Origin of the sequence: Pseudomonas syringae (assembly GCF_000737245.1) — a bacterium.
GTDB classification, from domain to species: domain Bacteria; phylum Pseudomonadota; class Gammaproteobacteria; order Pseudomonadales; family Pseudomonadaceae; genus Aquipseudomonas; species Aquipseudomonas syringae_J.
In genome coordinates, this window is the sequence record NZ_JPQU01000067.1 from 183,200 (window position 1) to 209,509 (window position 26,310).

Annotated in this window: 26 protein-coding genes; 3 read left to right on the plus strand and 23 right to left on the minus strand. The window is 57.3% G+C overall.

What is annotated here, in order from left to right; genetic code table 11:
- Window positions 1-55: 55 nt before the first annotated feature.
- From IV01_RS04280 to IV01_RS04260, 5 genes are all read right to left on the minus strand, one after another.
- The gene (locus IV01_RS04280) at window positions 56-613 is read right to left on the minus strand and encodes a hypothetical protein (RefSeq protein ID WP_032630868.1); all 558 of its coding nucleotides are present in this window, start codon (window positions 611-613) and stop codon (window positions 56-58) included.
- Between the two features lie 325 nt (window positions 614-938).
- A complete protein-coding gene (gene guaA, locus IV01_RS04275) occupies window positions 939-2,516 on the minus strand; it encodes a glutamine-hydrolyzing GMP synthase (RefSeq protein ID WP_032630869.1) in 1,578 nt (525 codons plus the stop codon).
- Window positions 2,517-2,645: 129 nt separating this feature from the next.
- The gene (guaB, locus tag IV01_RS04270; RefSeq protein ID WP_032630870.1) at window positions 2,646-4,115 is read right to left on the minus strand and encodes an IMP dehydrogenase; all 1,470 of its coding nucleotides are present in this window, start codon (window positions 4,113-4,115) and stop codon (window positions 2,646-2,648) included.
- A gap of 94 nt (window positions 4,116-4,209) precedes the next feature.
- Window positions 4,210-4,758 (minus strand): hypothetical protein, encoded by a 549-nt coding sequence (locus tag IV01_RS04265; RefSeq protein ID WP_032630871.1) that lies wholly within the window; start codon window positions 4,756-4,758, stop codon window positions 4,210-4,212.
- Window positions 4,759-4,839: 81 nt separating this feature from the next.
- Window positions 4,840-5,601 carry a sulfite exporter TauE/SafE family protein gene (locus IV01_RS04260; RefSeq protein ID WP_032630919.1) on the minus strand — a complete coding sequence of 254 codons (762 nt, stop codon included), beginning with the start codon at window positions 5,599-5,601 and terminating at the stop codon, window positions 4,840-4,842.
- A gap of 247 nt (window positions 5,602-5,848) precedes the next feature.
- Between IV01_RS04260 and xseA the strand changes: the two genes are divergently transcribed.
- From xseA to leuA, 3 genes are all read left to right on the plus strand, one after another.
- Window positions 5,849-7,228, plus strand: coding sequence for an exodeoxyribonuclease VII large subunit (xseA, locus tag IV01_RS04255; protein ID WP_032630920.1), 1,380 nt, complete (start codon window positions 5,849-5,851; stop codon window positions 7,226-7,228).
- Between the two features lie 6 nt (window positions 7,229-7,234).
- A complete protein-coding gene (locus IV01_RS04250) occupies window positions 7,235-8,071 on the plus strand; it encodes a M23 family metallopeptidase (protein WP_032630873.1) in 837 nt (278 codons plus the stop codon).
- Between the two features lie 435 nt (window positions 8,072-8,506).
- On the plus strand, window positions 8,507-10,177 hold the full coding sequence (gene leuA, locus IV01_RS04245; protein WP_032630874.1) for a 2-isopropylmalate synthase: 1,671 nt from the start codon (window positions 8,507-8,509) through the stop codon (window positions 10,175-10,177).
- A 186-nt stretch (window positions 10,178-10,363) separates the two neighbouring features.
- Here the strand turns inward: leuA and IV01_RS26475 are convergent, their stop codons facing one another.
- From IV01_RS26475 to iscU, 18 genes are all read right to left on the minus strand, one after another.
- Entirely contained in the window at window positions 10,364-10,774 is a 411-nt protein-coding gene (locus IV01_RS26475; protein WP_032630875.1) for a hypothetical protein, read from the minus strand.
- A gap of 96 nt (window positions 10,775-10,870) precedes the next feature.
- A complete protein-coding gene (locus IV01_RS04235; RefSeq protein WP_032630876.1) occupies window positions 10,871-11,662 on the minus strand; it encodes an amidohydrolase in 792 nt (263 codons plus the stop codon).
- Window positions 11,650-12,798, minus strand: a complete 1,149-nt coding sequence (locus tag IV01_RS04230; RefSeq protein WP_032630877.1) for a pyridoxal phosphate-dependent aminotransferase — start codon at window positions 12,796-12,798, stop codon at window positions 11,650-11,652. Before IV01_RS04230 ends, IV01_RS04235 begins: the two co-directional genes overlap by 13 nt.
- Before the next feature lie 369 nt (window positions 12,799-13,167).
- Window positions 13,168-14,640: a ribosome biogenesis GTPase Der gene (der, locus tag IV01_RS04225; protein WP_032630878.1), complete on the minus strand. Its 1,473-nt coding sequence runs from the start codon at window positions 14,638-14,640 to the stop codon at window positions 13,168-13,170.
- A gap of 141 nt (window positions 14,641-14,781) precedes the next feature.
- Window positions 14,782-15,933: an outer membrane protein assembly factor BamB gene (gene bamB / locus IV01_RS04220; RefSeq protein ID WP_032630880.1), complete on the minus strand. Its 1,152-nt coding sequence runs from the start codon at window positions 15,931-15,933 to the stop codon at window positions 14,782-14,784.
- The gene (locus IV01_RS04215) at window positions 15,926-16,567 is read right to left on the minus strand and encodes a YfgM family protein (RefSeq protein ID WP_032630882.1); all 642 of its coding nucleotides are present in this window, start codon (window positions 16,565-16,567) and stop codon (window positions 15,926-15,928) included. Before IV01_RS04215 ends, bamB begins: the two co-directional genes overlap by 8 nt.
- A 39-nt stretch (window positions 16,568-16,606) precedes the next feature.
- Complete coding sequence (gene hisS, locus IV01_RS04210) at window positions 16,607-17,896, minus strand: histidine--tRNA ligase (protein ID WP_032630883.1); 1,290 nt, start codon at window positions 17,894-17,896, stop codon at window positions 16,607-16,609.
- A gap of 22 nt (window positions 17,897-17,918) precedes the next feature.
- Window positions 17,919-19,028, minus strand: coding sequence for a flavodoxin-dependent (E)-4-hydroxy-3-methylbut-2-enyl-diphosphate synthase (gene ispG / locus IV01_RS04205; protein WP_032630884.1), 1,110 nt, complete (start codon window positions 19,026-19,028; stop codon window positions 17,919-17,921).
- A 3-nt stretch (window positions 19,029-19,031) separates the two neighbouring features.
- A complete protein-coding gene (locus IV01_RS04200) occupies window positions 19,032-20,000 on the minus strand; it encodes a RodZ domain-containing protein (protein WP_032630885.1) in 969 nt (322 codons plus the stop codon).
- Window positions 20,000-20,758 (minus strand): type IV pilus biogenesis/stability protein PilW, encoded by a 759-nt coding sequence (gene pilW, locus IV01_RS04195; protein ID WP_032630886.1) that lies wholly within the window; start codon window positions 20,756-20,758, stop codon window positions 20,000-20,002. Before pilW ends, IV01_RS04200 begins: the two co-directional genes overlap by 1 nt.
- A gap of 26 nt (window positions 20,759-20,784) precedes the next feature.
- Complete coding sequence (rlmN, locus tag IV01_RS04190; RefSeq protein WP_032630887.1) at window positions 20,785-21,933, minus strand: 23S rRNA (adenine(2503)-C(2))-methyltransferase RlmN; 1,149 nt, start codon at window positions 21,931-21,933, stop codon at window positions 20,785-20,787.
- Between the two features lie 30 nt (window positions 21,934-21,963).
- Complete coding sequence (ndk, locus tag IV01_RS04185) at window positions 21,964-22,389, minus strand: nucleoside-diphosphate kinase (protein ID WP_007916882.1); 426 nt, start codon at window positions 22,387-22,389, stop codon at window positions 21,964-21,966.
- Between the two features lie 95 nt (window positions 22,390-22,484).
- On the minus strand, window positions 22,485-22,685 hold the full coding sequence (iscX, locus tag IV01_RS04180) for a Fe-S cluster assembly protein IscX (RefSeq protein ID WP_032630888.1): 201 nt from the start codon (window positions 22,683-22,685) through the stop codon (window positions 22,485-22,487).
- Window positions 22,686-22,699: 14 nt separating this feature from the next.
- Window positions 22,700-23,041 (minus strand): ISC system 2Fe-2S type ferredoxin, encoded by a 342-nt coding sequence (fdx, locus tag IV01_RS04175; RefSeq protein ID WP_032630889.1) that lies wholly within the window; start codon window positions 23,039-23,041, stop codon window positions 22,700-22,702.
- Between the two features lie 3 nt (window positions 23,042-23,044).
- The gene (gene hscA / locus IV01_RS04170; protein ID WP_032630890.1) at window positions 23,045-24,907 is read right to left on the minus strand and encodes a Fe-S protein assembly chaperone HscA; all 1,863 of its coding nucleotides are present in this window, start codon (window positions 24,905-24,907) and stop codon (window positions 23,045-23,047) included.
- Between the two features lie 45 nt (window positions 24,908-24,952).
- Window positions 24,953-25,471 (minus strand): co-chaperone HscB, encoded by a 519-nt coding sequence (hscB, locus tag IV01_RS04165; protein WP_032630891.1) that lies wholly within the window; start codon window positions 25,469-25,471, stop codon window positions 24,953-24,955.
- Between the two features lie 8 nt (window positions 25,472-25,479).
- Window positions 25,480-25,803 (minus strand): iron-sulfur cluster assembly protein IscA, encoded by a 324-nt coding sequence (gene iscA, locus IV01_RS04160; RefSeq protein ID WP_032630892.1) that lies wholly within the window; start codon window positions 25,801-25,803, stop codon window positions 25,480-25,482.
- A 43-nt stretch (window positions 25,804-25,846) separates the two neighbouring features.
- Window positions 25,847-26,233, minus strand: coding sequence for a Fe-S cluster assembly scaffold IscU (iscU, locus tag IV01_RS04155; protein WP_007248515.1), 387 nt, complete (start codon window positions 26,231-26,233; stop codon window positions 25,847-25,849).
- Between the last annotated feature and the right edge of the window lie 77 nt (window positions 26,234-26,310).

The window sequence follows — 26,310 nt, forward strand, 5'->3', positions numbered from 1 at the left end:
TTGGCGGTATCAGGCATCGCACTTCATTGGTCTATCCATGAACTCCCCTGCGCGGTCAGTTTCCGGCGGCGTCTTTTTTGGGAACGCCAATGGCTTTGCGCTCACCCGATGCAGAGACTTCGTATACGCTCATGACCCACGTGTCGCCGACCACGGTTTCTACCAGGTAATTCTTCTTGGCTTGCGGCGTGAATTGCTGCGCTACAGGCTGCTCCTTGTCGAACGGCGTAGGCATGGGAATACCATTGAAGGTAAACGGTTTGACCTTGACCACACCTTCTACGTACATCGTTTTATCAGCCTCGACCAACTTACTGATGCTGTCAGTACCACCGGCCATTTTCTTCAGATAAGCCGGTATGCGCTTGAAGTAAGCAGAGTCATAAACCCGATCACCCGCACTCTCAAATCCACCATTGGCATACCAGTACGTGTAGCTGACAGGATGGCCACCCTCGCCGCCTATGGTGCGGAAAGTCACGCTCGCTTGATGGTCATTCATGGCCAGCGGAACTACTGGTTCTGAAGTTAGATCACCCGCCTGACGGCTGCTGCAGCCGGTCATGACAAGCGCGAAAGTGAGTGCTAGCGGAAGCGCCAAAGAAGTTTTCATTCGATCCCTGAACAGGCTTTAAGAAGGCCTGTATAGAGCGGTTTGTAGGGCGAAGGTTCCCTGTACAGGTCGACGGGAAAGGGTTAAGCACTGAAGGAAATTCGACGATTTCGATGGTTTTAGCCCCTCACCGTTTCAGGCCGTCGGTGGTTTGCGGAGCCTGACCCAAGACCCAACTGGACAGGGTATCGATGTGATTTACCGATGATGCCTGCACCGCGCGCCATGACCTGCGCCCGAACCTCATTTCTAGCGCAGAACGTCTTGGATCTCAGCCACAGAAAAGCCCGCTATTACGCGGGCTTTTAGGTTTAGCTATGCGGGATCATTCCCACTCAATGGTCGCCGGCGGCTTGCTCGACACGTCATACGTCACGCGGGAGATGCCTTCGATTTCGTTGATGATCCGGCCGCTGACGGTTTCCAGCAGCTCGTAAGGCAGGTGCGCCCAACGTGCGGTCATGAAGTCGATGGTTTCCACGGCGCGCAGTGCGACAACCCAGGCGTAACGACGGCCATCGCCAACGACGCCAACCGATTTGACCGGCTGAAACACCACGAAAGCCTGGCTGACTTTGTGGTACCAGTCGGCTTTGCGCAGTTCTTCAATGAAGATGTGGTCGGCACGACGCAACAGGTCGGCGTATTCCTTTTTCACTTCACCGAGGATCCGTACACCAAGGCCTGGGCCAGGGAATGGGTGACGGTAGACCATGTCGTACGGCAGGCCGAGTTCCAGACCCAGGCGACGCACTTCGTCCTTGAAGAGCTCGCGCAGTGGCTCGACCAGTTTGAGGTTCATTTCTTCCGGCAGGCCGCCCACGTTGTGGTGCGACTTGATCACATGAGCCTTGCCGCTTTTCGCGCCGGCTGATTCGATGACATCCGGATAGATCGTGCCCTGAGCCAGGAACTTGATGTTGTCCAGCTTGCAGGATTCCGCATCGAATACATCGATGAAGGTACGACCGATGATCTTGCGCTTTTTCTCCGGGTCGCTTTCGCCGGCCAGATTGTCGAGGAACTGATCCTGAGCATTGGCGCGGATCACTTTGACACCCATATTCTCGGCGAACATGGCCATCACTTGCTCGCCTTCGTGCAGACGCAGCAAGCCGTTATCGACGAATACACAGGTCAGCTGATCACCAATGGCCTTGTGCAGCAGCGCTGCGACCACAGATGAGTCAACGCCGCCGGACAAGCCCAGCAGTACGTTGTCAGTACCGACCTGAGCGCGAACCTGAGCGATGGCGTCTTCAGCAATCTTCGAGGGAGTCCACAGCGCTTCGCAACCACAAATATCGAGGACGAAGCGCGACAGGATGCGGCCGCCCTGCTTGGTGTGGGTCACTTCCGGGTGGAACTGCACGCCGTAATAGCCACGAGTATCGTTGGCCATGCCAGCAATCGGGCAGCTCGGGGTGCTCGCCAGAATGTGGAAGTCTTCTGGCAGCTCGGTGACCTTGTCACCGTGGCTCATCCATACGTCGAGGCCGAACAGGCCATCGGCGTCGATGTGGTCTTCGATGCCATCGAGCAGGCGGCTCTTGCCGACTACGTCAACGCGGGCGTAGCCGAATTCACGCAGCTCAGAACCTGCAACCTTGCCGCCCAACTGCTCGGCCATGGTCTGCATGCCGTAGCAGATACCGAAAACAGGCACGCCCAGGTCAAATACCGCTTGCGGGCAGCGCGGGCTGTTGGCTTCGTGTACAGACTCGGGACCGCCGGCGAGGATCACGCCTTTTGGAGCGAACTCGCGAATGGCTTCGTCGTCCATGTCGAACGGATGCAGCTCGCAATACACGCCGATTTCACGCACGCGGCGGGCGATCAGTTGGGTGTACTGGGAACCGAAGTCGAGGATCAGGATGCGGTGGGCGTGAATGTCGATGGACATGGGAAAGGCTCTGAAGAGCAGCTGCGAGCTTCAAGCCGCAAGCTGCAAGCTAATCGGGATGTACGCGATGGCTGCGTCACCACAGCCATCGCTTGCAGCTAGAAGCTTGAAGCTTATAGCTGGTCGGCTTTAGCCGACCCTGTAATTAGGCGCTTCCTTGGTGATCTGCACGTCATGGACGTGGGATTCAGCCATACCGGCACCGGTGATACGCACGAATTCAGGCTTGGTGCGCATTTCTTCAATGTCGGCACTGCCGGTGTAACCCATGGAGGAGCGCAGGCCACCCATCAATTGATGGATGATCGCTGCCAGCGAACCTTTATAGGCAACACGGCCTTCGATACCTTCCGGCACCAGCTTCTCGGCGCCTTCGGACGAATCCTGGAAGTAACGATCCGAAGAACCTTGAGCCTGGGACATGGCCCCCAGCGAGCCCATGCCGCGGTAAGCCTTGTACGAACGACCCTGGAACAGCTCGATTTCGCCTGGTGCTTCTTCAGTACCGGCAAACATCGAACCCATCATCACGCAGCTTGCGCCAGCAACGATGGCCTTGGACAGGTCGCCGGAAAAACGGATACCGCCGTCAGCGATCAACGGAACGCCGGTGCCTTCAAGGGCTGCGGCAACGTTGGCGATGGCGCTGATCTGCGGAACGCCGACACCAGCAACGATGCGGGTGGTGCAGATCGAGCCAGGGCCGATACCGACTTTGACCGCGTCAGCGCCAGCAGCAACCAGTGCCTTGGCAGCAGCGCCGGTAGCGATGTTGCCGCCGATGACCTGGACTTCAGGGAAGTTTTCTTTTACCCAGCGAACGCGGTCGATCACGCCTTTGGAGTGACCGTGAGCAGTGTCGACAACGACAACGTCAACCCCAGCGGCAACCAGTGCGGTAACGCGCTCGCCAGTGTCCTTGCCAGTACCGACCGCAGCGCCGACACGCAGCCGACCCTGGTCATCCTTGCTTGCCAGCGGATAGGCCTTGGCTTTTTCGATGTCCTTGACGGTCATCATGCCCTTGAGCGCGAAATGACCATCGACGATCAGGACTTTTTCCAGGCGGTGCTTGTGCAGCAGCTCGCGCACTTCATTCTTGTCGGCGCCTTCACGCACAGTGACAAGACGCTCTTTAGGCGTCATCACTTCACGTACAGGAACATCCAGACGGTTTTCGAAGCGCACGTCGCGAGAAGTCACGATGCCGACCAGGTCGCCATTGTGCAGCACAGGTACACCGGAAATATTGTGCAGGCGGGTGAGTTCGAACAGGTCACGTACCGTGGCATCAGCCTCGATGGTGATCGGATCCTTGACAACACCGGCTTCGAACTTCTTGACCTTGCGGACTTCGGCAGCTTGCTGCTCGACGGTCATGTTTTTGTGGATCACACCGATACCGCCTTCCTGAGCCATGGCAATTGCCAGACGGGCTTCAGTCACGGTGTCCATGGCAGCGGAAACCAGAGGGATATTCAGTTCGATGCCACGGGTCAAACGGGTTTTCAGACTGACTTCGTTAGGAAGTACCTCGGAATAACCGGGCACAAGGAGAATGTCGTCGAAAGTAAGTGCTTCTTGGCTGATACGCAGCATCGCGGGGGCTCCCGAGCGGGAAATTGGAAGCGCGCCATTATACCCAGACACCCCCGCCGGCTCAACGTAAACCTCAGCCTATTATCAAAGGCATTTATAGGCGCACTTTGACGAAGGAGACCGGACGATCCAGACGTTCGGCGAAACCATCCAGAAAGCTCTGTTTGAAGGAAGCATCCAGCCAGTCGTTGAAGATGAAACCCAGATTGGAAAAGCCGCAGGGTTCGAGGAACAGGAAGCCGTTGATATCGTCTTCATGTCCGCATTCCGGGCAGATGAAGTTATCGGTATGCCCCGGCATCCACTCCTCCAGGCTGTCAAAAAGCGCTTCGCCGATTTCCTTGCGGCATTCCGGGCAGCCGACTTCCTCGGCAAAATCCTTGAGGGGGGTGAAGATGCAGCGCTTGGTGACGATTTCCAGTCCATTGACCGGCTTGCCGAACGGCAGCGCTTCAGGATTCTCGACCACTGCACGGGCTCCCGGGGCAATGGCGTACGCCATTTTGTTATAGGTGCGACCGCAGGTGGTCAGTTCAGGCTCGACCACATTGAGCTTGACCAGCCAACGCAGGATCAGGCGGGCCCGAGCCTCACGTCCGGGATAACCGGAAATTTGCGGGACGATAATGCTTTGGCTGTTCATGGAGGACATTCACTGATCTACGCTCAAAGGCGGCAGCTTAATACCCCCGCCGCTCAGGTCAAGCCCGAGGTCAGCCCGAGGTCAGCCCGCGACGTAGCGAGCTATGAGCGCAATGCCACTGACCAACACCAGCCAGGTCACCGAGCGCACGAAGGTTTCCCGGGACATCTTCAGGGTCAGACCTCGACCGATCCAGGAACCCAGCAACATGGCCGGCAGCAGACAGACCGCAAGCATCAACACTGATAGTTGCGCATAAACCCCGGCAATCAGAAACAGGCTCAAGCGAACGACGGTGCTGCAACTGATCAAGGCGCTTTGCGTGGCGCGCGCCTGCTCTTTGGACTCAAGGCGGCCATTGAGGTAGATCGCATACAGAAAGCCGCCACTGCCGAACAGTGCGCCGAACATACCGCCCACCGTCCCCATGGGGATCGCCCAACCGGCCGCCAACTGCGTCGGACGCAGCTTCACCGCCAGGCTATAAAGCGCATAAGCGGTGATGAAGATACCCATCAATAAAAGAAGAACGTCGGATTTGAGGTTGAGCAGGAACACCACACCCAACGTGCAGCCCAGCGCCATACAGGGTAAGAGCCGCAGCAATTCGGATCTGACCACGGACTGACGCGAGGGCAGCAGATTGCCCAGCGCAGCGAGGAAATCCAGAAGTACCAATAAAGGGATGATCCGCGACAGCGGCATGAAATGGATCAGCACCGGCGCAGCAACCAGCGCTGTGCCAAAACCGGCGATGCCGAACACTATATAGGCTGCGACTACGGCCACCTCGATCAGGAGCCAGCCTAGGGGCGTGAAGCCTAGGTCGGTGAAGGTTGTGATGATGTCGGCTTGTTCCACTCGTTGGTCCTCCTGGAGATTAAGCATAAGTCCTTGGAAGCGGTCGGCGGCAATATTACTGGATGGAGACAATCTTTGTGGGAGCGGTGCTTGCCCGCGATTCAGGCGCCGTGGCCCCATTGAAGGATCGCGTTATCGTTCATCGCGGGCAAGCACCGCTCCCACAAAATGCGATTCCAGTCTCCCTTGCGTCGTGCGCTAAATGCACATTGCCTTTATCATGCCCACCATGATCAAAGACCCCTTCGCAAGACTCGGCCTCGACCGGGAAGTCCTTACTGTCAGCCAGCTCAACGGCCGCGCGCGGGTGTTGCTGGAGGATGTGTTCAGCAATATCTGGGTGGAGGGTGAAATCTCCAACCTGTCGCGACCGGCTTCCGGCCATGTCTATTTCACCCTGAAGGATTCCGGCGCACAGGTACGTTGCGCACTGTTCCGGCAAAGCGCGGCGCGGGTTCGTCAGGCCTTGAAGGACGGCTTACAGGTCAAGGTGCGCGGCAAGGTCTCGCTGTTCGAGGGCCGGGGGGATTACCAGCTGATCCTCGATACCGTGGAGCCTGCCGGCGATGGCGCGCTGCGACTAGCCTTCGATGCTCTGAAAGAAAAGCTCAGCAGCGAAGGACTGTTCAGCGCCGAGCGCAAGGTCGCCCTGCCCCTGCACCCGCAGCGCATTGGCATTATCAGTTCGCCGACCGGGGCCGTAATCCGCGACATCATCAGCGTGTTCCGCCGCCGCGCGCCACAGGTTGAGCTGACCCTGATCCCGACCGCGGTCCAGGGTCGCGAAGCCATCACTCAGATTGTCCGCGCACTCAAACTGGCGGATTCTCGCGGCTTCGATGCACTGATCCTCGCCCGTGGTGGCGGTTCGCTGGAAGACCTGTGGTGCTTCAACGAAGAAGCCGTAGCCCGCGCCATTGATGCCTGCGTGACGCCTATCGTCAGCGCCGTCGGGCATGAAACTGATGTCTCCATCAGCGACTTCGTGGCCGATGTTCGAGCGCCAACGCCTTCAGCGGCAGCTGAATTGCTCGCTCCGGATTCCAGCGATTTGCATCGTCGCGTGGATAACCTGCATCGTCGACTGGTCAGCCGCATTCAGGACAAGCTGATGCGCGAACGGTTGCGCCTGGAAGGTATCTCCCGTCGCCTGCGCCACCCAGGGGAACGCCTGCGTCAACAGGCGCAGCGCCTGGATGATCTGGACATGCGTATGCGTCGTGCCTTTGAGCAGCACATGCATAAGCGTCAGGTGAGACTGGCGCATCTGGAAAGCCGACTGGCCGCGCAGCATCCGGGCCGAACCCTGGCTTTTCTGCGCCAACGCCTGGATGTCCTCGCGGCACGTTTGCCCAAGGCCATGCGGGATACGCTCAAGACCCGTCGCCTGCAATTGCAAACCCAGGTGCAAACCCTGCAAGTGGTTAGCCCATTGGCTACGCTGGGTCGTGGCTACAGCATCCTGCTTGACGAGCGCGGCCATGCCATTCGAAATGCCGCCCAAACCCGAACCGGCCAGCGTCTGACGGCTCGTCTGGGAGAAGGCGAATTGCAAGTTCGGGTTGAAGACAATCACCTGACGCCTGTCACCCTTTCTCTTCTGGATTGATTATCGATGCTGCGTTTTCTCGCTCCCGTCTTTGCCCTTTGCCTGTGCCTGCCCGCTCACGCCGATAGCTACATCACTCGCCTGCTGAACAAACCGGTTCCAGGGGGCGTGGCGGTGATTGATCTGGGCAACGCCGCTCAGGCGCCAAAAGCCACTTATCAAGGCAAGCCTGTGCTGGTGGTCAAAGAACAGGATGCCCGCTGGCTGGCCATCGTCGGAGTGCCTCTGACGGTCAAGCCAGGCACTCAGCAACTGGTGGCCAAGGATGCCAAGGGCAGCCGCAATCTGGACTTCGTGGTCGGCAGCAAGAAATATCCTGAACAACGGATTACCTTGAAAAATCAGCGGCAGGTGAATCCCAATCCTGACGATCTGAAGCGCATCGAAGGCGAGCTGGAAGTGCAGCTAAAGGCCTATCGCAGCTTCACGCCGGGCACCCCAAGCAACTTGCTGCTGGACAAGCCTGTGGCCGGACCGCTTTCGAGTAAATTCGGCGTGCGTCGTTTCTTTAATGGAGAGGAACGCAACCCACATTCCGGACTGGACTTCGCCGTGCCCGCAGGCACCCCGATCAAGGCACCGGCTGCCGGAAAAGTCATCCTCACCGGTAACTACTTCTTTAATGGCAATACGGTGTTTGTCGATCACGGTCAGGGCTTTATCAGCATGTTCTGCCACATGTCGAAGATCGACGTGAAAGTCGGCGATACCGTACCTCGCGGGGGTGTAGTGGGTAAGGTCGGCTCAACGGGCCGCGCCACCGGGCCGCATATGCACTGGAACGTCAGCCTCAATGATGCACGGGTAGATCCGGCGATTTTTATCGGCGCGTTTCAGCCGTAGCAAATCGCGGACACCACAGCCTCTGTGGGAGCAAGCTTGCTTGCGAAGGCTGTGTTCCAGGCGATTAATAACTGTCGGAGTAACGCCCCCTTCGCGAGCAAGCTCGCTCCCACAGGTTCAACTACACAACAGGCACATCTATCAGCAATAAAAAATCAAATTATTCGAAAATCCAATCATAAATAACCAAAAAAATCAGATTCCAGAGAACTTATCTCAATTTTTTCCAACTGCTTGCCAACATTCCCCTCAATGGTTACGGTTGGTCTCATGAAAACCTCTCAAACCCTCATTCTGTTACGGCAACATCGCTGTCTCAGCCTGGTCAGTGCACGACTGCCAAGCTAGATCGATATGCCTCATCCCGCCTTTCGCATCATCGGTTGGCCGCCTTTTTCCGGCCCATAAATATAAGTACCTACAGGACTTGCTCCAATGACCATGCTCAAAGATCCATCGACCAAGTACCGCGCGTTTCCGACCATCAATCTGCCTGACCGCACCTGGCCATCCAAGACCATCACTGAGGTGCCAATCTGGTGCAGTTCGGACCTTCGCGACGGTAACCAATCTCTGATCGAGCCCATGGATGCGGTCAAAAAGCTGCGTTTCTGGAAGACGCTGGTTAACGTTGGCGTCAAGGAAATCGAAGCCTCGTTCCCGGCCGCTTCGCAGACAGACTTCGACTTCGTTCGTACTTTGATCGAAGACGGCCATATTCCGGACGACACCACCATCCAAGTGCTGACCCAGGGCCGTGAAGACCTGATCGAGCGCACTTTCGAATCCCTGCGCGGGGCGAAGAAAGCCATCGTCCACTTGTATAACGCCACTTGCCCGTCGTTCCGCCGCATCGTGTTCAATCAGGACAAGGCCGGCGTCAAAGAAATCGCCGTGAGCGCCGCCAAGCTGTTCGTGAAATACGCCGCTCAGCAGCCAGAAACCCAATGGACGTTCGAATACTCGCCGGAAACCTTCAGCGCCACTGAGCTGGAGTTCTCCAAGGAAGTTTGCGATGCGGTCATTGAAGTCTGGAATGCGACGCCGCAAAACAAAGTGATCCTCAACCTGCCCGCTACGGTTGAAGTGGCCACGCCGAATATCTACGCCGACCAGATCGAGTGGTTCTGCCGCAATATCAACCGTCGCGACAGCGTGATCATCAGCCTGCACACCCACAACGACCGTGGCACCGGCGTAGCCGCTACCGAGCTGGGCCTGCTGGCGGGTGCCGATCGCGTTGAAGGCTGCCTGTTCGGCAACGGCGAGCGGACTGGCAACGTCGACCTGGTCACTGTGGCCTTGAACATGTACACCCAGGGCATCAACCCAGGCCTGGATTTCTCGGATATTGACGGCGTGCGCAAGGTCGTCGAAGAGTGCAACCAGATCCCGGTTCACCCACGTGCACCTTACGTCGGCGACCTGGTTCACACCGCGTTCTCCGGCTCCCACCAGGACGCCATTCGCAAGGGTTTCGCTCAGCAAAAAGACGGCGCTCTGTGGGAAGTCCCTTACTTGCCAATCGACCCGGCTGACATTGGCCGTAGCTACGAAGCGGTGATTCGCGTCAACAGCCAGTCTGGCAAAGGCGGCATCGCCTACCTGCTGGAGCAGGAATACGGCATCTCCCTGCCACGTCGCATGCAGATCGAGTTCAGCCAGGTTGTGCAGGGCGAAACGGATCGTCTGGGCCTGGAAATGTCCGCTCAGCAGATTTACTCGCTTTTCAAGGCCGAGTATCTGCAAGCCAACAAACCTTACGCGCTGATCAGCCATCGCTTGCAGGAAGAGAACAACACCAGCGCGGTGGACGCAGAAGTCAGCGTCAACGACGAAACCCAGCGCTGGAAAGGCAAAGGCAATGGCGCTCTGGAAGCGCTGGTTTCAAGCCTGCCCGTTGGTGTGGAAATCATGGATTACAACGAGCACGCCATCGGCGCAGGTACCACGGCCAAGGCCGCTGCTTACATCGAGCTGCGTGTAAACGGTGATCGTGCAGTGCATGGCGTGGGCGTCGATGAAAACATCACCACCGCCAGCTTCAAAGCATTGTTCAGCGCGCTGAACCGCTCGCTCAGCCAGGCCGAAGCTAAAGCCGCGTGATAGTGGCCTTGTAGGAGTTGCCGAAGGCTGCGAAGGGCGGAGTGTCAGGCCAGGCGCTTGCGCAGACTTCGGCAGCTCCTACAGGTTATCCAGCATGGTTTTCTGATACACGGCATCCCGATTCGCGATAAACAAAAAGGCCCTGAAGTGAAAGCTTCAGGGCCTTTTTTATTGGTGCTTGCCGGATCAGGCGGTGGTATTGACAGAGACTGCCATAGCTTGCAGCAACGATCCCTGCAGCGCAGTCAATTGCGCCATGGTTCCAGAGATCTGTTGCTGAATTGCCATGATACGTTGCATCTTTTCCTGCTCCGAACCTTTGCTGTTCTGGGCCGCTGCCAGTTGCTGTTGCTGTTGCTGCAATTGCTTCTCAACTTGCTCAATCTGCTCTTTGAGCTGCTGGATGATCTGCTCCTTGATGGTCTTCGGCGCAGTAGCTTCAGTTGACTCATCTGCGGCCGCAGTACCTGACATGTCGAGACTGAGTTTAGTGGCATCGCTCGACTGGGCGTCTGCCGCGACCGTCTCATCACCAGACTTGATGGCAGTTTTGAGGATCGGAGTGTAAGTGCTGAGAGAACTCATATTGATATTCATGGATAGACTCCTGATCGGTACCTGCGGTATCGGCAGACGTAGGTAAAACTGAAGCTGCCGATAACCGCAAAATGTGACGCACACCACAGGAGCGCATCATCGAATGTCGAAGGTGTCCGCGTCGAGATTGGCCGGAAATTTGGTGCGGTACGCTGCGAGCTCTGCAGCGCTCAACGACACTTCGAAAACGCCGTCAGCCTCTCCGGCGCTGAACAGGCTCTCACCCTGAAAATCCAGCACCTGACTGTCACCGGTATAGGCAAAGCCTTTGCCGTCGGTGCCGATCCGGTTGACCGCCGCGACATAGCACAGATTTTCAATGGCCCGTGCAGGTAACAGGCGGTTCCAGTGCAAGCGACGAGCCCCCGGCCAATTGGCCGTATAGAGCAGCAGATCAGTGTCCTGGGCGTCACGGCTCCAGACCGGGAATCGAAGGTCGTAACAAATCAACGGGCGAACCCGCCAGCCTTTGAGTTCGAACTGCACCTGACGGTCGCCCGGACTGTAGTGCTCATGCTCGCCAGCCATGCGAAACAAATGACGTTTGTCATAATGCAGCAACTCACCATCTGGCCGGGCCCACAACAAGCGGTTGCGATGGGTACCGTCTGCGGCTTTGACGATAATGCTGCCCGTCACCACCGCCTGTAGCCGCTTGGCCTGGGCCATCATCCATTTGGATGTCGGACCTTCCTCCGGCTCGGCCAGGGTTTCTGAGGCCATGGAAAAGCCCGTAGTGAACATCTCCGGCAGAATCACCAGGTCCACTTCAGTGGCCGGCTCAAGCAGCAATGCAAAATGCTCAAGATTGGCCTGACGGTCGTGCCAGACCAAACATGTCTGCACCAGCGCCACTTTAAGATCGGGTAAATGGGTCAGATCGCGCATAATTTTTCCGCTGCTTGGCGCAACGTCTCCTCACGCTTTGCGAAGCACAGCCTGATGATGCGCTGCCCCTCAGGTGGGCTCTGGTAGAACACCGAGACTGGAATGCTTGCCACGCCATGTTCTCGGGTCATCCACAACGACATTTCGACGTCGTCCAGATCCGGACGAATCTGTGAATAGTCCACCAGCTGGAAGTAAGTCCCTCCGACCGGGTTGAACTTGAATCGAGAGCTGCGTAGCTGGTCGCAGAAAAAATCGCGCTTGGCCTGGTAGAACGCAGGCAGCTCTTGAACGTGTTCCGGGTGCTCGGCCATGAAATCAGCCAGCGCCCACTGCAAAGGCGTAACGCCGCAGAAACTGACGAATTGGTGAACCTTGCGCATCTCGGCGGTCAAGGCCGGAGGTGAGACGATGTAGCCGGTTTTCCAACCAGTCACGTGGTAGGTCTTGCCGAACGAACTGACCACAAACGCGCGCTGATACAGCTCTTCATGGGCCAGTACGCTGGCATGCTCGACGCCGTCAAACACCAGATGCTCGTAGACTTCATCACTGACCAGATAGATATCGCGATTGGCGATCAACGCTGCCAACTGATCAAGCTCGGCCCGTGTGATCAAAGCCCCGCTGGGGTTGTGTGGGCTATTGATAATGATCATGCGGGTGCGCGAGCTCAATGCATCTTGCAGCTTTTGCCAGTCAATGGAGAAATCATCCAGACCGAGCTGCACATGCACGCAGCGCCCCCCGGCTAATTCCACAGAAGGTTCGTAACTGTCGTAGCAGGGGTCGAAGACAATGACTTCATCGCCAGGGCGAATGACAGTTTGAATAGCGCAGAAGATTGCCTGTGTCGCACCCGGGGTAATCGTGACTTCGGTATCGGGATCGACCTGGCGGCCGTAGCTGCGGGCGATTTTGGCCGCAACCTGTTGGCGCAATGCGGGCAAACCGGTCATGGGTGCGTATTGGTTATGGCCTTCGGTTACGTGGCGGCAAAGCGCATCACGCAACGCTTGGGGACCATCGAAATCAGGAAAACCCTGGGACAGGTTAATAGCGCCCGTCTCGGCAGCCAGCTGAGACATGACGGTAAAAATAGTGGTGCCAACATTGGGCAACTTGCTCTCGATCATGGCGCCTTTTTCCTGCTAAACGCCCGGCTCCACGGCGGCACGGGGTCTGGCAGGATAGCCCATGGAGCGAACATAAAAAAAGGCGCTATTAGCGCCTTTTTTGGAGAAAGCCTGTTACAGGATGACGCATAACCAACTTAGGGAGACCCTGTGTTTAGCCGCAACTTCCCTGCGCCTTAACCGGCGCCATCGCGAGCAAGGTGGAGCGCCACCCCGGTCACTCCTACAGTTGAAACGAGATCTTTGTGGGAGCGGTGCTTGGCCTGGGCGGCATTCCGACGATAAGGTCCACGCGATCTGAAGTGAATCGCGTCCGGCCTTATCGTCGGAATGCCGCCCTGGCCAAGCACCGCTCCCACATAAGTCCTATCAGCGCTTGTCTCTACGCTTCTTGTCGGCTTTCTTGTGGTGGGACATCATCCGACGCTTCTTGTTGACCTGACGGTCTGTCAGCGTGTTTTTGTTGCCCTCGTAAGGGTTCTCGCCTCCCTTGAACTCGATGCGGATCGGCGTACCGACCAGTTTGAGTACACGCCGGTAGGTGTTTTCCAGATAACGGACGTAAGACTTGGGTACTTTCTCGACCTGGTTACCGTGGATCACGATCAGCGGCGGGTTGGCACCACCCAAGTGAGCGTAACGCAGCTTGATACGGCGGCTGCCGACCATCGGTGGCGCGTGCTCGCTGACCGCATCTTCAAGAATCTGCGTCAGACGGCTGGTTGGCCAGCGGGTAACGGCCGACTTGAACGAGTTCTGCACCGATTGGTAAAGGTTGCCCACACCCGTGCCGTGCAGCGCGGAGATGAAGTGGATGTCCGCGAAGTCGACAAAGAACAACCGGCGTTCCAGCTCGGTCTTCACGTAGTCGCGCTCGCTCGGAACCATGCCGTCCCATTTGTTCAGGGCGATAACCAATGCGCGGCCTGCTTCCAGAGCGAAGCCCAACAGGTTCAAATCGTGATCGACCACGCCTTCACGGGCGTCCATTACGAAGATCACCACGTTGGCGTCTTTGATCGCCTGCAGGGTTTTCACCACGGAGAACTTTTCGACTTCTTCGTGGATCTTGCCGCGCTTGCGCACACCAGCGGTGTCGATCAGCGTGTACTTCTCGTCGTTACGCTCGAACGGGATGTAGATACTGTCGCGAGTGGTGCCTGGCTCGTCATAAACGATGACCCGGTCTTCACCGAGCATACGGTTGACCAGCGTCGACTTGCCAACGTTAGGGCGACCGATGATGGCAATCTTGATACCGTCTTTTTCGCTTGGGCCCGGGATGCGCTTGGCTTCCTGACCTTCGGCTACAACTTCCGGCTCGCCTTCTTCTTCATCTTCGCCTTCATCCTTGGGGAATTGGCTAAGGGCGATTTCCAGCATCTGGCTGATGCCACGACCGTGAGCACCAGCGACCGGAATGGCGTCCCCCATACCCAGCGGCGAGAACTCGGCGCGGGCCATTTCAGGGTCGATGTTGTCAACCTTGTTGGCGACCACGTAGGAACGCTTGCCACGCTTGCGAAGGTGCTCGCCGATCATCTGATCCGCAGCGGTAAAGCCTGCACGAGCATCACACAGGAACAGAACGACATCAGCTTCTTCGATGGCCAGCAATGACTGCTCGGCCATCTTTTCGTCCATACCGTGTTCGTCACCGGAAATACCACCGGTGTCGATCAGAATATAGGAGCGCCCTTGCCACTTGGCCTCACCGTATTGGCGATCACGGGTCAGACCGGACAGATCGCCGACGATAGCGTCGCGAGTCCTGGTCAGGCGGTTGAACAAGGTGGACTTGCCGACGTTCGGTCGACCCACCAGGGCGATTACGGGAACCATGCGGCTCTCCACTTCGTTATTTCAGAAAATACAAAAGCCGCTGCAAGGCAGCGGCCGGAGTTCGGAGCAGCACCTTTCAGTGCTGCAGACCCTGCCGTAGCAGGGCTGCGAGAGGTCCAGGACCTCAAGCATAGACAGTCATTACTTGATCGTCAGGGCTTCCAGCTTGCCGCTGTTGCCATAGACATAAATCATGTCGCCAACCACCAGCGGACGTGCACGAAGGCCGTCGCTGTCAATGCGCTCGCGACCCACGAAACGACCATCAACCTGGCTCAACAGGTGCAGATAGCCTTCCATGTCGCCGACCGCCACATAGCTTGAGTAGACTTCCGGCGCACCAAGTTGACGGCGGGCCAGAGCGTCATTGCTCCACAATGCAGTGGACGAACGCTCATCGATACCTTCGACGGTGCCGGACGCCAGGCTCGCGTAAACGCTGCCGAAGCCTTGGGCTACGCCCGAATAGCTCGACGCATCACGCTGCCAGAGTACACGACCGCTCTCCAGGTCAAGACCGGCAACCCGACCCTGATAGCTGGCAACGTACAAAGTGCCACCCGAAAGCAGCAGACCGCCGTCGATATCAACGACTCGATCCAGCTCCGAGCGACCTTGCGGTACCGCAACACGCTGTTCCCAGATCGGTACGCCGTTGGACGTATCCAGCGCTACGACTTTACCGGTCGACAGACCAGCCACTGCGAGACGGTTGGTCACGATCGGCGCACCAGTACCACGAAGGGTCAGTACGGCCGGAGTGCTTTCGTAGATCCAGCGCTGGTTACCAGTGGCGGCGTCAAAGCCGATCACGCGGTCGTCCTGAGTCTGGACAACAACCACATCACCGTTGGTAGCAGGGGGAGCCAGAACTTCACTGGTCACCCGCGCACGCCATTTTTCTTCGCCGGTAGCCGAATCCAGAACGACCACTTCACCTTTCAGGGTGCCGACCATGAGCATGCCGTAACCTACGCCAACGGCGCCAGAAACAGGCAATTCAAGGTCTTTTTCCCAGGCTACGTTGCCGTTCATGCGATCCATGGACACGATGTAGCCGGCTACGTCGCTGGCGAAGATATGATCGCCATCGATAGCTGGAACCAGCATGTTGTAGGTTTCACCCTGACCATCACCGATGGAACGGCTCCACTGCTTCTGCAGCACGACTTCTTCTTTGAAGTCGGTCAGTTCCGCTGGAGGCAATTCCTTCTTGCTGTTGCTGCTGCAACCCGCGGCCAAAATGGCCAGAGCCAGCAATGCTGCATGTTTCCAACGGATCACGTCACGCATCCCCTTTGGCCAAGTCGTCGAGCTTCATTTGTAAGCCACCAACGGCCGCTTCTTCAGACAGCGCGGTTTTGGCTTTTTGGTATGCAGCATGAGCCTCATCGGTGCGACCCAGCTGCACCAGCAGATCGCCCTTGAGTTCTTCACGGCTAGCCAGGAACGACTTGTCGGCATCGCCTTCAAGCAGTTTCAGAGCGTCATCAGCCTTGTTTTGAGCAGCCAGAACACGCGCCAGACGCTGACGAGCGATCTCGCCCAATGCAGGACTGGCAGGCTTGTCATTGACTAGCTTGAGTTCGGCCGCCGCATCATCGAGCTTGCCATTATCCACGGCCACCTTGGCCACGAACAGGCTGCCGTACTGAGCGTATGGCGTACCGCCATACTCATTCTTGAGTTTGCTGGCGATATCGGCAACGCGCGCCGTGTCGGCCTGGCCGCTTGGGGTGAGGGCAGTTTCCAGCAATTGCTGGTACAGCGCCGACGCACCTTGCGACTGATTGCTTTCGTATCTGGTCCAGGCCTGCCAGCCAAGAACCACTACCAACGCCAGCAAACCACCAGTCAACAGGGGTTTGCCGTTGCGCTGCCACCAGTCCTTCATTGCCGCCAGTTCATCATCTTCAGTACCTGACACCCCAATACTCCTATTTGCTAAATCGGCTGTTAATCAGCTTCAACCCTGCACAACGCAGGAGGCCAGATGCTCGGACAGAGCATCCCAGGCAATATTTTGTTGTTCACCCTGACCGCGCAGGGGTTTGACGCCTATTACCTGCTGCGCCAGTTCTTCTTCACCGAGAATCAATGCAAACAGTGCACCGCTCTTGTCGGCTTTCTTGAACTGGCTTTTGAAACTGCCGGCACCTGCGTTGACCTGCAAGCGCAGATGAGGCAACTGATCACGAACACGCTCGGTCAAGGCCAGCGCTGCCAGCTCGGCCGCCTCACCAAAGGCACAGAGGTAGACGTCGACCTGACGGGAGATTTCTTCCGGAACCTGTTCAAGGGTTTCCAGCAACAGCACCAGACGCTCGATACCCATGGCAAAGCCGACACCACTGGTAGGCTTGCCGCCCATCTGTTCCACCAGACCGTCGTAACGACCGCCAGCGCAGACCGTACCTTGGGACCCCAACTGATCGGTCACCCACTCGAACACGGTTTTGCTGTAGTAATCCAGACCGCGAACCAGCTTTGGATTGATGACGTAGGGGATGCCAGCAGCATCCAGACGCGCCTTGAGGCCGTCGAAGTGAATGCGCGATTCATCGTCCAGGTAATCAGCCAGCTTCGGTGCATCGACCAATAACGCCTGGGTTTCAGGGTTCTTGGTGTCGAGCACGCGCAACGGGTTTGTTTTCAGGCGACGCTGGCTGTCTTCATCAAGCTGGCTGAGGCGCGCGGAAAGGAACTCCACCAGCGCATCGCGATAGCGGGCACGCGCTTCGCTGGTCCCCAGGCTGTTAAGTTCGAGTTTGACGGCGTTGCGGATCCCCAGCAGGCCCCATAGACGCCAGGTCAACACTATCAGCTCGGCATCGATGTCCGGACCATCAAGGTTGAATACCTCGACGCCAATCTGGTGAAACTGGCGATAACGGCCTTTCTGCGGACGCTCGTGACGGAACATCGGGCCGATGTACCAGAGTTTCTGCACCTGACCGCCGCCGGTGATGCCGTGCTCGAGGACCGCGCGCACACATGCAGCTGTACCTTCAGGACGCAACGTGAGGGAGTCACCATTGCGGTCTTCGAAGGTATACATCTCTTTTTCGACGATATCGGTGACTTCGCCAATCGAACGCTTGAACAGATCGGTGAATTCGACGATAGGCATGCGAATCTGCCGGTAACCGTAGTTATCCAGCAAATGCGAGACAGTACCTTCGAAATGACGCCACAGCGGGGTCTGATCGGGCAGGATGTCGTTCATGCCACGAATGGCTTGCAGAGACTTACTCACTAAAAATCCTTAGCAATTCTGGTTAGCCGCGGGCAATGACTGCTGCGTCGGCTTCGACCTTTTCGGCCGCTTTCTTGCGAATCAAGCGTTCCAGCTCATCCACAAGATTTTCATTGGTCAACTTCTGCGATGGCTTGCCGTCGATGTAGATCAGGTTTGGCGTGCCGCCGGTGAGGCCGACATGAGCCTCTTTGGCTTCGCCTGGCCCGTTTACCACACAGCCAATGACCGCAACGTCCAGCGGCACCAGCAAATCCTCAAGCCGACCTTCCAGTTCGTTCATGGTCTTGACCACATCGAAGTTCTGCCGCGAACAGCTCGGGCAGGCGATGAAGTTGATCCCACGAGAACGAAGGTGCAGCGATTTGAGGATGTCGTAGCCGACTTTCACCTCTTCAACCGGGTCAGCGGCCAACGAGATGCGGATAGTATCGCCAATTCCTTCGGCGAGCAGCATACCGAGGCCAACGGCAGATTTCACCGTGCCTGAACGCAACCCACCCGCTTCGGTGATGCCCAAGTGCAGCGGCTGGACAATTTCCTTGGCCAGCAGACGGTAGGCTTCGACGGCCATGAACACGTCAGACGCCTTCACGCTGACCTTGAAGTCCTGGAAATTCAGGCGTTGCAGGTGCTCGACGTGACGCAGCGCGGACTCAACCAGCGCAGCTGGGGTCGGCTCGCCGTACTTCTTCTGCAGGTCTTTTTCCAGCGAGCCGGCGTTCACGCCGATGCGGATCGGGATACCGCGATCACGGGCAGCGTCGACAACAGCGCGTACCCGATCTTCGCGACCGATGTTGCCCGGGTTGATGCGCAGGCAGTCAACGCCCAGTTCGGCTACGCGCAAGGCAATCTTGTAATCGAAGTGGATATCGGCAACCAGCGGCACTTTGACCAGCTGTTTGATGCGGCCAAATGCTTCGGCGGCGTCCATATCCGGAACCGATACCCGCACGATATCAACGCCAGCGGCTTCGAGACGATTGATCTGGGCAACCGTTGCCGCGACATCGTTGGTATCGCTATTGGTCATGCTCTGCACCGCAATCGGTGCATCACCGCCTACAGGAACTGAGCCCACCCAGATCTTCCGGGATTCGCGACGTTTGATCGGAGATTCACCGTGCATGACTTATTGCCCCAGTTTCAGGCGAGCGGTTGCGCCAGAGGTGAACGGAGCCACATCGACGGCAGCGCCGTTGTAACTGACCTGCGCGCCCGCAGCAGCCCCAAGACGCACGCTAAGGGGTGGCTTGCCGCTGAGATCGAGGCTCTCGCCTTTACGCTTCAAGCCGCTGTATAGAACCTTGCCAGCGGCATCAGTCACCTGAGTCCAGCAATCAGCCGTGAAGGCGATCTTCAACTGGCCGGCACCGGCCACGACAGGCTGCACAGAGGATTCGGAAGTCACTGGAGCCGGCGCTGGGACTGCAGGTGCTACCTGGGAAGGAGTCGACGTGTTAGCAGGAGCGTTATGAATCGCTGTAGCAGGCGCTGTGGTCGACACAGTCGGAGCTTCTGCCGTCGGGGACGTCGTATTCAACGGCAGTGGGGCCGAGGTCGGCGTTTGCGAATCAGTGACGGCCTGATCTTCAGGCTCATCCAGTGGATGGATCTGAGTCGTGCCGTCAGCGCTTTCAACCTCCACATGCTCCAGATTCAGACCGGAGGGCTCCTTACCACGCAGGGAAGCCTGATCCTGCCACCATAAGAAGCCGCCACCGACAAGAACAACCAACAAAAGGAGGCTGACGATACGCAGGATATTGTGTGAAAGGCGGACCGGCTCTTCGATACGCCCCAGGGCGTGAACCGAGCTGCCCTGACCATCGGTGCCGGTAAACTGGTCGAACTGGGTGACGAGCGCACTCTGGTCGAGTTCCAGCAACTTGGCGTAGGCGCGAACATAGCCGCGGGCAAAAGTGTGCCCTGGCAGCTTATCAAAGTGGCCAGCCTCGACGTTACTCAGCGATGTCACAGTGAGGTTGAGCCTCATGGCGACGTCTGGCAGCGACCAGTTTTTGTTCTCACGTGCCTGGCGCAGGGTATCCCCAGGATTGACGCGAGTGGCTGCTACGACTTCGGGATGCACCGCTTTCATCATTGCTCCGACAGGTATTGCTGATATTCCGGCGTACCGGGATAGAGTCTTTTGAGTTGCAGACCATAACTGGCTGCCTTGTTGCGATCATCATAGACTTTTGCCAATCGCGTACCGAGCAATAGACTACGTGCATTTTGCTCGCTGAGTTGGCTAAAACGGTCGTAATAGTCACGCGACGGCACATAATGCCTGTCTTCGTAAGACAACTCAGCCATTTCCAGCAACGATCGTGGCAATTGACGATCCAGACGCAATGCTTTGGTGAAGTGATTCAGGGCCGTTTCACGGTCGCCCAGCATTACCGCCGTCATGCCCAGGCTTTCAAATACTCGCGAGCGCTCTGGGTAGAGGTTGTCAGCGGCAGCCTCCTCAAACCGTGCATAAGCTTCCTTGTAGCGCTTCTGCTCGTAAAGAAAACTGCCGTAATTATTGAGGATGCGCGCATCACCCTTGCGGGTAGACAAAGCTTTCTGGAAATACTTGTCCGCCAGCTCAGACTCCATTTCTACCTGAAAGACCAGAGCAAGCGCCGCATTGGCATCGGCGTCAGAGTCGTCAAGTTCCAGCGCTTTCTTCAGCGGGACCTTGGCACGTTCGGTCTGGCCTTGCTGAAGGTAGCCGACACCCAGCTGTACGTATGCCTGGCGTGCATCGGCGCGCCCCTTGCTGGTACTCATGGGATCGACATTGCCCGAAGTCACGCAACCGGCCAGCAACGTCATGAAACATAGCAGCAGCGCGGCACGCACGGACATTGATGTTCTCTCAGCCAAGTTCGCGATCAGGTACGAGTCGTAGCGGTTTGGACCACACTGGCCTCGGCATTCAACTCTCGCACAGCAATGTAACGCTCGCTGCGACGAGTCCGGTCCATGACCTGCCCCACCAGTTGGCCACACGCTGCATCGATATCTTCGCCACGAGTGGTGCGCACCGTGACGTTATATCCAGCCTGATGCAATTGATCCTGGAAGCGACGAATCGCGTTATTGCTTGGGCGCTCGTATCCGGAGTGCGGAAACGGATTGAACGGAATCAGATTGATCTTGCAAGGAGTGTCCTTGAGCAGCTCGATCATTTCGACGGCATGCTCAACCTTGTCGTTGATGTCCTTGAGCATGGTGTACTCAATGGTCAATACGCGTTTTTCGCCCAGGGTCGCCATGTAGCGACGGCAGGACTCAAGCAGCATTTTGAGCGGATACTTCTTGTTGATCGGTACCAGTTGGTTACGCAACTCGTCGTTTGGCGCGTGCAGCGACAATGCGAGTGAGACGTCGATGTGCTGAGCAAGCACATCAATCATCGGCACCACGCCGGAGGTGGAAAGCGTCACCCGGCGTTTGGAAATGCCATACCCCAGGTCATCCATCATCAGATGCATGGCGGCAATGACATTATCGAAGTTCAGTAGCGGCTCACCCATGCCCATCATCACCACGTTGGTGATGGCACGGTCGACGGTTGCCGGGACGCTACCAAAGGATTTGTTGGCAATCCACACCTGACCGATCACTTCGGCGGCGGTGAGGTTGCTGTTGAAACCTTGCTTGCCCGTGGAGCAGAAACTGCAGTCCAGAGCACAGCCCGCCTGGGACGAAACACACAAGGTGCCGCGTTTACCCTGAGGGATATAAACAGTCTCGACGCAGCTGCCAGACGCCACTCGTACCACCCATTTACGGGTGCCATCGGTGGAGATGTCCTCGCTGACCACTTCGGGACCACGGACCTCAGCACAGGCCTTGAGCTTTTCGCGCAGGGCCTTGCTGACGTTCGTCATGGCATCGAAATCGTCGACGCCAAAGTGGTGAATCCACTTCATGACCTGACCGGCGCGGAAGCGCTTCTCCCCGATAGAGTCGAAGAATTTTTCCATTTCCGGTTGGGTCAGGCCCAACAGGTTTGTTTTGCCAGTCGATACAATCATGAATTCACCCTTCACTCGTTAGTCAAAGACTTAGCGAGTGGTTACCTCGGTAGCTGCGAAGAAGTACGAGATTTCGCGAGCAGCGGCTGCTTCGGAATCGGAGCCGTGAACAGCGTTGGCGTCGATGGAGTCAGCGAAGTCAGCACGGATGGTGCCGGCAGCAGCTTCTTTAGGGTTGGTAGCGCCCATCAGCTCACGGTTCAGAGCGATGGCGTTTTCGCCTTCCAGAACCTGAACAACAACTGGACCGGAGATCATGAAAGCAACCAGGTCGCCGAAGAAGCCACGAGCGCTGTGCTCAGCGTAGAAACCTTCTGCTTCAGCCTTGGACAGCTGCTTCAGCTTGGAAGCTACAACGCGCAGACCGGCTTTTTCAAAACGAGTGGTGATCTCGCCGATTACGTTTTTAGCAACGGCGTCAGGCTTGATGATGGAGAAAGTACGTTGAACAGCCATGGTGTAACTCCAGAAACAATGATTAAAGCGAAAAATTAAACCCGCGAATTATACGCGGGTTCTGGGGGATTTCCTAACGGCAAACTGTATAGAGCTTAGTCTGCTTCTTCGATCCACAAGCCTTGGATGGCTTCAAGGACCTTTTCACCGCCGCGATCCGGGATATCGTCGAACTCAGGCAGTTCCATGACCAGATTGCGCAGCTTGACGAAATTTACGGTGAGCGGATCGAGATCCGGGTGCGCTTCGGCAAGCTGAATCGCGATTTCCTGCACATCAACCCATTTGAGGCTCATGAGACGTCCTTGAATCAGTGGGGCGCTTCGGCCGCATGGTTAAGCGAATACTTGGGAATTTCAACCGTGAGGTCTTCATTTCCGACGATTGCCTGACACGACAACCGAGACTGGGCTTCCAGCCCCCAGGCCTTGTCAAGCATGTCTTCTTCCAGCTCGTCCGCTTCATTCAGCGAGTCGAACCCTTCCCGGATAATGCAGTGGCACGTGGTGCAGGCACATACGCCGCCACAGGCACTTTCGATCTCGATATGATGCTCATGGGCGATTTCGAGGATCGAGGTGCCAGGCTCCACCTCAACAACCAGCCCTTCCGGGCACAGCACGGCGTGGGGCAGAAAAATGAGCTGCGGCATCAGTTATTCCTCGATTTCATTCAAATTGCGCCCCGACAGCGCGGTCTTGACGGTCAAGTCCATACGTCGGGCGGCAAATGCATCCGTTACCTGCGACAGACGCTTGGTCTGTTGCTCGATGGCAGGACCATCGGTGCCTTGCATCAGCTCACGCAGCTCCTGCAACTGCAGGTCGATCACCATGCGCTCTTCGGCATCGAGCAAGCTTTGGCCATCAACTTCCAGGGCCGCCTCAACCGCCTCGACGAGACGCTGCGCATCGACCTGCTGCTCGCGCAGCACCCGAGCAACCTTGTCGTCTCCGGCATTTTCGAAAGAGTCTTTAAGCATCCGGGAAATTTCGCCATCAGTCAGGCCATAGGACGGCTTGACCTGAATGCTTGATTCAACGCCCGAACCCAGCTCACGAGCCGCAACACTGAGCAGACCATCGGCGTCGACCTGGAAGGTCACGCGGATTTTTGCGGCGCCGGCGACCATGGCCGGAATCCCGCGCAACTCGAAGCGCGCAAGGGAACGGCAATCGCTAATCAATTCACGCTCACCTTGCAGCACGTGAATCATCATCGCCGACTGGCCGTCTTTATAAGTGGTGAAGTCCTGAGCGCGCGCCACTGGAATGGTGGTGTTACGCGGAATGACCTTCTCCATCAAGCCGCCCATTGTTTCCAGCCCCAGAGAGAGCGGAATGACATCAAGCAGCAGCAATTCCTCACCATCGCGCTTGTTGCCCGCGAGAGTGTCAGCCTGAATCGCCGCCCCAATGGCGACCACTTGATCCGGGTCGATTTCGGTTAGGGGCTGACGGCCGAACAACTCGGCAACAGCACTGCGCACGCGAGGTACTCGGGTCGATCCACCAACCATGACCACGGCTTCGACTTCTTGCAGCTCGATGCCCGCGTCCCGCACGGCACGACGGCAAGCCTTGAGGCTGCGCGCCACCATCGGCTCGATCAGCGCCTCGAAAGCATCACGACTGAGCGTGCCTTTCCAGTCGCCGTACTCGACATCGACGGAAGATTCACTGGTCAGCGCCTCTTTCGCGGCGCACGCCGCCTGCAACAGGCTGCGCTGAGCAGACGGAGCGATATCGGCTGACAGGCCTGTTTCGGCAACAATCCAGCTGGCAATCGCATGATCGAAATCATCGCCACCCAACGCGGTATCGCCGCCGGTAGCCATGACCTCAAAGACACCACCTGTCAGGCGCAGAATGGAAATATCAAAGGTCCCGCCACCCAGGTCGTAGATCGCTACGACGCCTTCGGCGTTCTGATCCAGACCATAAGCCACGGCCGCAGCGGTCGGCTCATTGAGCAAGCGCAGCACGTTGAGGCCTGCCAGTTTGGCAGCGTCCTTGGTGGCCTGGCGCTGGGCATCGTCAAAATAGGCAGGGACAGTGATCACTGCACCGACCAATTCGCCACCCAGCGTTTGTTCGGCACGCTGACGCAAGACTTTGAGAATGTCGGCAGATACTTCAACCGGGCTTTTCGGGCCCTGCACCGTTTCAATGAACGGCATGTGCGACTCACCACCCACAAAGCGGTAAGGCAACTGCTCGCCCAGCTGCTTGACGTCGGACAACCCACGACCCATCAAGCGCTTGACCGAAAGTACGGTATTGAAAGGATCTGTCGCGGCAGCAGCCTTGGCGGCCTGCCCTACCTCGACGCGATCGGCGTGATAGCGAACGGCAGACGGCAGAATGACCTGCCCGTCTGCATCGGCCAGAGGCTCGGAAAGACCACTGCGCAACGCAGCGACCAGCGAATTGGTAGTGCCCAGGTCAATACCGACAGCCAGACGGCGCTGATGCGGTTGTGGACTTTGACCGGGTTCGGCGATCTGCAATAAGGCCATGCTTTATCAGAATTTCACAGGCGTGCGGCCAGGAGCAGCACGGGGTTAATCGTCGAGGCGCTCTTCCAGCTGGCGCACTTCGTAAGAGAGCTTGTCGAGGAACTGCATACGGCGCATCAGGCGCTCAGCCTGATCACGTTGCGCAGCATCATCCCAACAGGCGGCGAAGCTTTCGTTCAGCTCGTCCTGAGCGGTTTTCAGGCGACGCTTGAAAACCGCAACGCCCGCCAGATCCGCCTCGTCCTGCAAGTCCTCGAGCTCTTCGCGCCACTGCATCTGCTGCAGAAGAAACTCGGGATCATGCACGGTGACTTCAAGGGGTACTTCGCCGCGCATCGCCAGCAGATAGCGCGCCCGTTTTGGAGCGCTCTTGAGCGTCTGGTAGGCATCGTTGAGACTGGCCGAGCGCTCTAGCGCGGTTCGCTGCTCACGCTCGGAAGCGTCAGCAAAACGATCAGGATGAACGCCGCGAGCAAGCTCGCGATATCGGCTCGCAAGCAAATCGAGGTCGAGAAGAAAGCTCGGCTGAAGCTCGAATAAAGCGTAATGACAAGGAGTACCCACAGTAAGCCTCAAACGTTGAAGCTTTCGCCGCAGCCACATTCACCGCGGGAGTTGGGGTTGTTGAACTTGAAGCCTTCGTTCAACCCTTCCTTGACGAAATCAAGCTCGGTGCCATCGAGATAGACCAGGCTTTTCGGGTCAATGATCACCTTGACGCCGTGCAATTCGAACACGGTGTCTTCGCTTGCTGCCTCATCGACAAACTCAAGCACATAGGCGAGACCGGAACAGCCTGTGGTGCGAACACCCAGACGAACGCCATCACCTTTACCGCGCCCATCAAGGGAGCGGCGTACGTGGTTAGCGGCAGCTTCTGTCATGCTGATAGCCATCTGAACTCCTTGCTTCACGCTTCTTTAAAAAGTCGCTGCTGAATTACAGCAGGCCTTTCTTCTGCTTGTAATCGCGAACAGCGGCCTTGATGGCATCTTCCGCGAGTACCGAGCAGTGAATTTTCACCGGAGGCAAAGCCAGCTCTTCAGCCAACTGAGTGTTTTTGATGGTCTCTGCTTCGTCCAGAGTCTTGCCTTTCATCCACTCGGTTGCCAGGGAGCTGGAGGCGATAGCCGAACCGCAACCATAAGTCTTGAACTTGGCGTCTTCGATGACACCCTGATCATTGACCTTGATTTGCAGACGCATAACGTCGCCGCAAGCAGGAGCGCCGACCATGCCGGTGCCAACATCTGGATCTTCCGCGTTCATCTTGCCGACGTTGCGCGGATTCTCGTAGTGGTCAATGACCTTTTCGCTGTAAGCCATGATGCTATTCCTCTATCAGGGAGCCGCTCTGCAAGTCATGAAAACGGTAGTCAACATGACCTGTCTGTAAGGCGACT